Source organism: Candidatus Paceibacterota bacterium (genome assembly GCA_035452965.1).
In the GTDB taxonomy this organism is placed as follows: Bacteria; Verrucomicrobiota; Verrucomicrobiia; order Limisphaerales; family UBA8199; genus UBA8199.
In genome coordinates, this window is record DAOTCE010000022.1 from 77,648 (window position 1) to 84,106 (window position 6,459).

Annotated in this window: 6 protein-coding genes; all 6 read left to right on the forward strand. The window is 64.2% G+C overall.

The window, feature by feature from the left end; translation table 11 throughout:
• The gene (gene upp / locus P5205_15650; protein HSA11795.1) at nucleotides 1-624 is read left to right on the forward strand and encodes a uracil phosphoribosyltransferase; all 624 of its coding nucleotides are present in this window, start codon (nucleotides 1-3) and stop codon (nucleotides 622-624) included.
• Nucleotide 625: 1 nt separating this feature from the next.
• Nucleotides 626-1,759, forward strand: coding sequence for a Xaa-Pro peptidase family protein (locus P5205_15655; GenBank protein HSA11796.1), 1,134 nt, complete (start codon nucleotides 626-628; stop codon nucleotides 1,757-1,759).
• An 81-nt stretch (nucleotides 1,760-1,840) separates the two neighbouring features.
• On the forward strand, nucleotides 1,841-2,596 hold the full coding sequence (locus P5205_15660) for a GDSL-type esterase/lipase family protein (GenBank protein HSA11797.1): 756 nt from the start codon (nucleotides 1,841-1,843) through the stop codon (nucleotides 2,594-2,596).
• Nucleotides 2,597-2,969: 373 nt separating this feature from the next.
• Nucleotides 2,970-4,256, forward strand: a complete 1,287-nt coding sequence (locus P5205_15665; protein HSA11798.1) for a glutamate-5-semialdehyde dehydrogenase — start codon at nucleotides 2,970-2,972, stop codon at nucleotides 4,254-4,256.
• Between the two features lie 85 nt (nucleotides 4,257-4,341).
• Nucleotides 4,342-5,664 (forward strand): hypothetical protein, encoded by a 1,323-nt coding sequence (locus tag P5205_15670; protein ID HSA11799.1) that lies wholly within the window; start codon nucleotides 4,342-4,344, stop codon nucleotides 5,662-5,664.
• On the forward strand, nucleotides 5,661-6,305 hold the full coding sequence (locus P5205_15675; GenBank protein ID HSA11800.1) for a MarC family protein: 645 nt from the start codon (nucleotides 5,661-5,663) through the stop codon (nucleotides 6,303-6,305). Before P5205_15670 ends, P5205_15675 begins: the two co-directional genes overlap by 4 nt.
• The last annotated feature ends 154 nt before the right edge of the window (nucleotides 6,306-6,459 follow it).

Sequence of the window (6,459 nt, forward strand, 5' to 3'; positions counted from 1 at the left end):
GTGAAAGGGGTTACCACCATCACGCACCCGCTGGTGCGGCACAACCTGACGCGCCTGCGCGATCGGCGGACCGGCCCGCAGGAGTTCCGCCGGGTGCTCAGCGAGGTGGCCGCGCTGATGCTCTACGAAGCGACGCGTTCGTTCACCCTTGAACCCGTAAAGGTCAGGACGCCGCTGGCCGATGCCCGCGGCCATCGGCTGCGGCGCGAGGTGGTGCTGGTGCCGGTCTTGCGGGCGGGCCTGGGGATGCTGGATTCGATCCTCCAGCTTATTCCTCATGCGCGCGTCGGGTTCATCGGGCTGAAGCGGGAGGAAACCACCTTGCGGGCGACTTCCTACCATAAGAGCCTGCCCCCGAACCTGGCCCGGTTTGAGGTCATCCTGATTGATCCGATGCTGGCCACGGGGGGCAGTGCGGTGGCCGCGATGGACTTGCTAACCGAGTTGGGTGCCAGGCATGTCCGGATGGTCAATCTGGTGGCGGCGCCGGAGGGCATCCGCCGGGTGCGGGCTCACTACCCCCGGCTGCCGATCTTCACCGCTGCCGTGGACCGGCGACTGAACCGGAAGGGGTATATCCTCCCCGGCCTGGGAGATGCCGGCGACAGACTGTTCGGGGTTTGATATGCGGAAGCCAGAGAATCTCTTGATGGTGGCCGACAGCGAGCATGACGCGAACATGCTTTACGCGACGGGAATGTTCGTGCCGGACCCGTTCATTTGGCTGCGCCACCGCGGCCGGAGCTGCGTGGTGATGAGCGACTTGGAGTTTGAGCGCGCCCGGAAGCAGGCGCGCCACTGTCGTGTGCTGTCGCTCAGCCGCTATCAGGAGAAGCTCCGGGCTGAGGGGGTCAACCGGCCCAACGAGGCCCAGGTCATCGCGCTGCTGTTGCGGGAGCGAGGCATCCGGCGGGTCATCGTGCCGCGGGAGTTCCCTTGCGGCCTGGCGGAGGAACTCCAGCACCGGCGCATCCGGGTAGCCGCCCGCCCTGGCAGCTTCTTTCCCGAGCGCGCGTTGAAATCCGCGGCTGAGGTGAAGAAGATCAGCGCCGCGTTGCTGATGGCGGAGATCGGCCTGGCCGAAGCCATCCAGGTGCTGCAAGCCGCAAAGCCCGGCAAGGGCCGCCGGCTACTTTACCACGACGTGCCGTTGACTTCAGAAAAGCTGCGGGCGGTGATTGACACCGCCATCCTCCAGGCGGGAGGACTTGCCAGCCACACGATTGTGGCGGGGGGCAGGCAGGGCTGCGACCCGCACGAACCGGGCTACGGTCCGCTGCGCGCCAATGAACCCATCATCCTGGACATCTTCCCGCGCTCGCAAAAGACCGGCTACTTTGGGGACATCACCCGAACGGTCGTCCGTGGGCGGGCCAGCGAGGCCATTCGGAAGTTGTATGACACGGTCCGCCGGGGGCAGAAATTGGCGTTCCGGATGATGCGCCCCGGGGTGCCGACAGCCAAAGTGCATCGGGCCGTTCAGCAGTTCTTTGAACGAGAAGGCTACCGGACCGGCAGGCGCAACAGCCGCATGGAGGGTTTCTTCCACGGCACCGGCCACGGACTGGGGCTGGACATTCACGAGGCGCCGCGCGTGGGAGCCGGTTCGGCCGGGGTGCTGCGGACCGGCGAAGTCGTCACTGTGGAGCCCGGGCTTTACTATCCCGACATCGGCGGAGTCCGGCTGGAAGACGTCGCACTGGTCACGAAATCTGCGCCCCGCAATCTGACGCAGTTCGAGAAAGTACTGGAGATCTGATACGCCCCGGGGCCCATCTGAACTTTCGACGCTCAACTGAAACGACTTGAAGAACGGGCCTGCGGCGCCAACACTCCCAAGATGAAACCATGCCTTTCTCTGGGCGCGGGTGTCTGTGCCGCGGCGATCCTGAGCGCTGCCACCGTAGCCGGTCAGACCAACCTGACCCCCGAGCCGCACCAGTGCATTCGACCCGTCCCGCGCGAGGGCCAGGGCCACCAGCGATTCCTGGAGCTCAACGAGCGCGTCAAGCAGAGCCAGGGCCGGGCTGAGGTCATCTTCGTGGGCGACTCCATCACCCAGGGCTGGGAAGGCAACGGCAAGGCGGTTTGGAAAAAGTACTACACCCCCCGGCATGCGTTGAACCTCGGCATCGGCAGCGACCACACGCAGCATGTCCTCTGGCGCCTGGACAACGGTAACCTCGATGGCTTGCATCCCAAGGCCGCCGTCCTGCTCATCGGCGTCAACAACATCCCTCACACCAACAACACCCCCCGCGACGTCCTCGAAGGCGTCACCGCCGTCGTCCACAAACTCCGCGAGAAGCTCCCCGAAGCCAAAATACTCCTCCTCGGCATCTTCCCTTTCCGCGAGGACTTCTGCGAACAACGCGGCAAGGCCCTCCAGGTCAACCAGGCCCTCCGCAAGTTGGACGACGGCTGCCGGGTCCGGTTCCTGGACATCGGCCATCTCTTTATCCAACCCGATGGCAGGATCTCCAGGGACATCATGCGCGATTTTCTGCACCTTTCGCCCACGGGTTACCGCCTTTGGGCCGAAGCCATCGAGCCCACCCTCGCCGACATGCTGGGAGAGAAACCCATTACTCCCTGAACAACGCGATACCACTTACGATCAGAGTAGATTTCTTCGCGGCTAGCCGGGGACTACTGATGGCGATCCGACGTGTCAAGCACCGCTTGTAACCTCAGGACCACCGTTGGCTTGCGGCTGGCTGGAGGATGGCTTGTTAGTGCGGTTGGGCCCCGGTGTGTATCCCATGGGGAGCGCTCCCCATGGGATACACACCGTAGCATCACCGTGCTGCCACCGTATCACCAAGCGATGGGTGGCGGGGTCAGTCCCACGCACAAAGCTCCACCCCAGCCGTGGCCGTTCGTCATGTTACCCACTGCGTTCGAGACCAGGCCTGGCAGGCTTTTCATTTCGCCCTTTCCAGTTTTCGGATTTGGATTAGTGTCCCTGCATGACGCTAAACGAGCAGATGACCCAACTGGCACAGCGGGCGAAGGCCGCCTCGCGCGAGTTGTCGCGGCTGGCCGCCGCTGACAAGAACGGCTGCCTGCTCGCTATGGCCGACGCGCTCGAGCATGCCGGCGCCGCCATCAAGGAGTCCAATGCGCTCGACATGGAGGTCGGCGCTAATATGGGCCTTTCCTCCGCCATGCTGGACCGCCTCAAGCTCGACGACAAACGCATCGCCGCCATGGCCCGGGGCCTGCGCGAGGTCGCCGCTCTGCCCGACCCGGTGGGCCGCGTGCTCGATGACCGCGTCCGCCCGAACGGCCTGAAGCTCCAGAAGATCAGCACGCCGATCGGCGTGGTCGTTATCATCTACGAGTCGCGCCCCAACGTCACCGCCGACGCCGCGAGCCTGTGCTTCAAGTCCGGCAACGCCACCATCCTGCGCGGCGGCAAGGAGGCCCTTAATTCCAACCTGAAGATCGCGGCGATCATGATCGAGGCGGGCAGGCGCACGCTGCCGGCTTTTCCCGAACACGCCGTCCAGGTCGTGCCCACGACCGATCGCGACGCCATCAAAGCGTTGCTATCGCTGACACAGTATGTGGATTTGTGCATGCCGCGCGGCGGCGAAAGCCTTATTCGCGCCGTGGCCGAGTGCTCGAAGGTGCCTGTCATCAAGCACTACAAAGGTGTCTGCCACGTCTACGTCGACGCTGCGGCCGATTTGGAGATGGCCAGAGAGATCGCCCTCAACGCCAAGGTGCAACGCCCCGCGGTGTGCAATGCCATGGAAACCTTGCTGGTGGACCGCAAGATCGCGCAAGCCTTCCTGCCGGCCATGGCACAGCGGCTGGGCGAGAACAAGGTCCAGTTGCGGGTGGACGCCGACGCGGAAGCCATCCTGAGGTCCGAAGGCCGGGCACCGGCCTCCCAAATCCGGCGCGCGACGGAGCAGGATTGGTTCACCGAGTATAACGACTGTATTCTCAACGTGCGAGTGGTGGACGGGGTGAGGCAGGCGATTGACCACATCAACCACTATGGCTCGGCCCACTCGGACAGCATCGTCACGCGGGATGAGGCCCGCGCGCGACAATTCCTCCGCGAGGTGGATTCCGCCACCGTCTATTGGAACGCCTCGACCCGCTTCACCGACGGCGGTGAGTTCGGCATGGGCGCCGAAATCGGCATCAGCACCGACAAGATCGGCGCGCGGGGCCCCATGGGACTGGCGGAGCTAACCAGCTACAAGTGGGTCGGGATTGGCACCGGACAAGTGCGCGCCTGAGATTGGCTCGCCCGGGAAACGGATATGAGACCGACGCATCTGATCGGCACCGAAGCGGGGTGCTAATGACAGGCCCCCAGCACCCATGATCGCCGCCCCTCCCGACGCCACCGACCGCGCGCGCTTTATTCGCGAGCGACTGCCGCCGGCGGGCCTGTTCGCAGATCATGATTGGCGTACCTCTCCAATCCCCTGCTCTCTCGGCCCCGCCGTGGCGAAGGAGGTGGAATCTCTGGGGCGTGTGCTGCTGCAGTTTTATCGCGCCGTCAATTTGCTCTACCGCAAGAGCGTGGAAGGCCAGCAACCCGAGTGGGTAGCCCGCTGGTTGGATCAAGGCAAGCCCGCCGAACTCATCCAACTCCAGCGCGCGCCAGCCCTGAAAAACGAGCTGCCTCGCGTCATTCGCCCCGACCTGCTCATCACCGAGCACGGACTCAGCGTCACCGAGCTCGACTCTGTCCCCGGCGGCATCGGTCTCACCGGCTGGCTTAATCAAACTTATTCGCAAATGGGCGCGGAGGTCCTCGGCGGTGCGGACGGGATGTTGCGCGGCTTCGCCAGCATCTTTGGAAATGCACCCGCGGCTCATATTGTCGTGTCTGAAGAGGCGGCCACCTACCGGCCCGAGATGAACTGGATGGCAAGCCAATTAGGCGCCGACAGATTCAAAGTGCAGGACACAACGTTCAGCGCGTTCGCCGACGGCGACGCCGTCTATCGGTTCTTCGAGCTGTTCGATGTCGCGAACGTGCGGAACGCCAAGGCGATCTTCGAGCTGGCCGCGGCCAGGCGAATTCGACTTACGCCGCCGCCCAAACCCCTCTTCGAGGAGAAGCTGCTCTTCGCGCTGTTGTGGAACCGAAACCTGCGTGACTTCTGGCGGCAGGAGCTGGGTGAAAGCTTTTTCTCACGGCTGCTGCGCCTGGTCCCTTACACCTGGACCGTTGACCCCGCTCCCCTCCCCCCGCACGGCGCCATCCCGGAGCTGAACCTCACGGACTGGCGCCAGCTCAAGGCGCTGTCCCAAAAAGAGCGCGAGCTGATCCTGAAGGTGTCCGGATTCTCAGCCCACGCTTGGGGCGCGCGCGGGGTTTATCTCGGCAGCGACCTTTCACACGCGGCTTGGTCGGCGGCGGTGGATGAGGCCCTGGCGAACTTCGCGCAGACACCACGGGTCTTGCAGCGATACCACAAACCGGGACTGGTCGAAGCGCAGTGGTTCGATTTCGAGCGCAACCAGCTAGTGCCCCTGAAGGGGCGCGCCCGCCTTTGTCCCTATTACTTCGTGGCCGGCGACGCGGACAAGGCGCGCGCCGAATTGGGAGGCGTATTGGCCACCATCTGCCCCGCCGACAAAAAGATCATCCACGGCATGAAGGACGCGATCTTCGCGCCGTGCTCGCCATGAGCCTGCCCGAATACATCTTGCTGGCAGTCAGCTCCCTCTTCGTCATTGTAGATCCGCTCGCGGCGGTGCCGGCCTTTCTCGCAATGACACCCAACGACACGCCGGAACAGCGCGTCAAGATGGCGCGCCTGGCCTGCTGTGTGGCGACGGGAGTGCTGCTGGCCTTTGCCATCGCGGGCAAGTGGATCTTCAAGTTCCTTGGCATCACCATGCCCGCCTTCCAACTCGCCGCGAGCGTTGTGCTGCTGCTGGTGGCGCTTGATATGTTGCGGGCACAGCGCTCGCGCGTCCAGGAAACCTCGGAGGAGACGGCGGCGGGCGCCGAGAAGACGGACATCGCCATCACGCCGCTCGCAATCCCCATGCTGGCCGGCCCGGGCGCAATATCCACCGCCATCCTCCTCCACAACCAGGCGACCACGTTCGGTCAGCGCGTGGCCCTTTACCCATGCATCCTGGCCGTCTGCCTGGCGAGCTACCTGATCCTCCGCATCTCCGCCCGCAGCGCGCGCTGGCTCAGCCCCATCGCCATGAACATCACCGTGCGTATAATGGGTTTGCTCCTGTCGGCGGTCGCGATTCAGTTCATGCTCAACGCGCTCCGGCAGCTCAACCCGGCGTGGTTCCCGCCTGCGGTCTGACGGCGGTGGGCATTCGTTCGCGTTCAACCCGGAAAGAAACATCACAAAAGCGCTTGCGCCGCGGCAACGCTTGGGCATTATAGGAGTGTTCTTTGGGATCGCGGGGTGGAGCAGCCCGGTAGCTCGTCAGGCTCATAACCTGAAGGTCGCTGGT

What these genes read in the sequence shown, in the direction of transcription:
- P5205_15670 (HSA11799.1), top strand. Translation starts at nt 4,342, where the DNA reads ATGATCGCCGCCCCTCCCGACGCCACCGACCGCGCGCGCTTTATTCGC.
- P5205_15660 (HSA11797.1), top strand. Translation starts at nt 1,841, where the DNA reads ATGAAACCATGCCTTTCTCTGGGCGCGGGTGTCTGTGCCGCGGCGATC.
- P5205_15675 (HSA11800.1), top strand. Translation starts at nt 5,661, where the DNA reads ATGAGCCTGCCCGAATACATCTTGCTGGCAGTCAGCTCCCTCTTCGTC.
- P5205_15665 (HSA11798.1), top strand. Translation starts at nt 2,970, where the DNA reads ATGACGCTAAACGAGCAGATGACCCAACTGGCACAGCGGGCGAAGGCC.
- P5205_15655 (HSA11796.1), top strand. Translation starts at nt 626, where the DNA reads ATGCGGAAGCCAGAGAATCTCTTGATGGTGGCCGACAGCGAGCATGAC.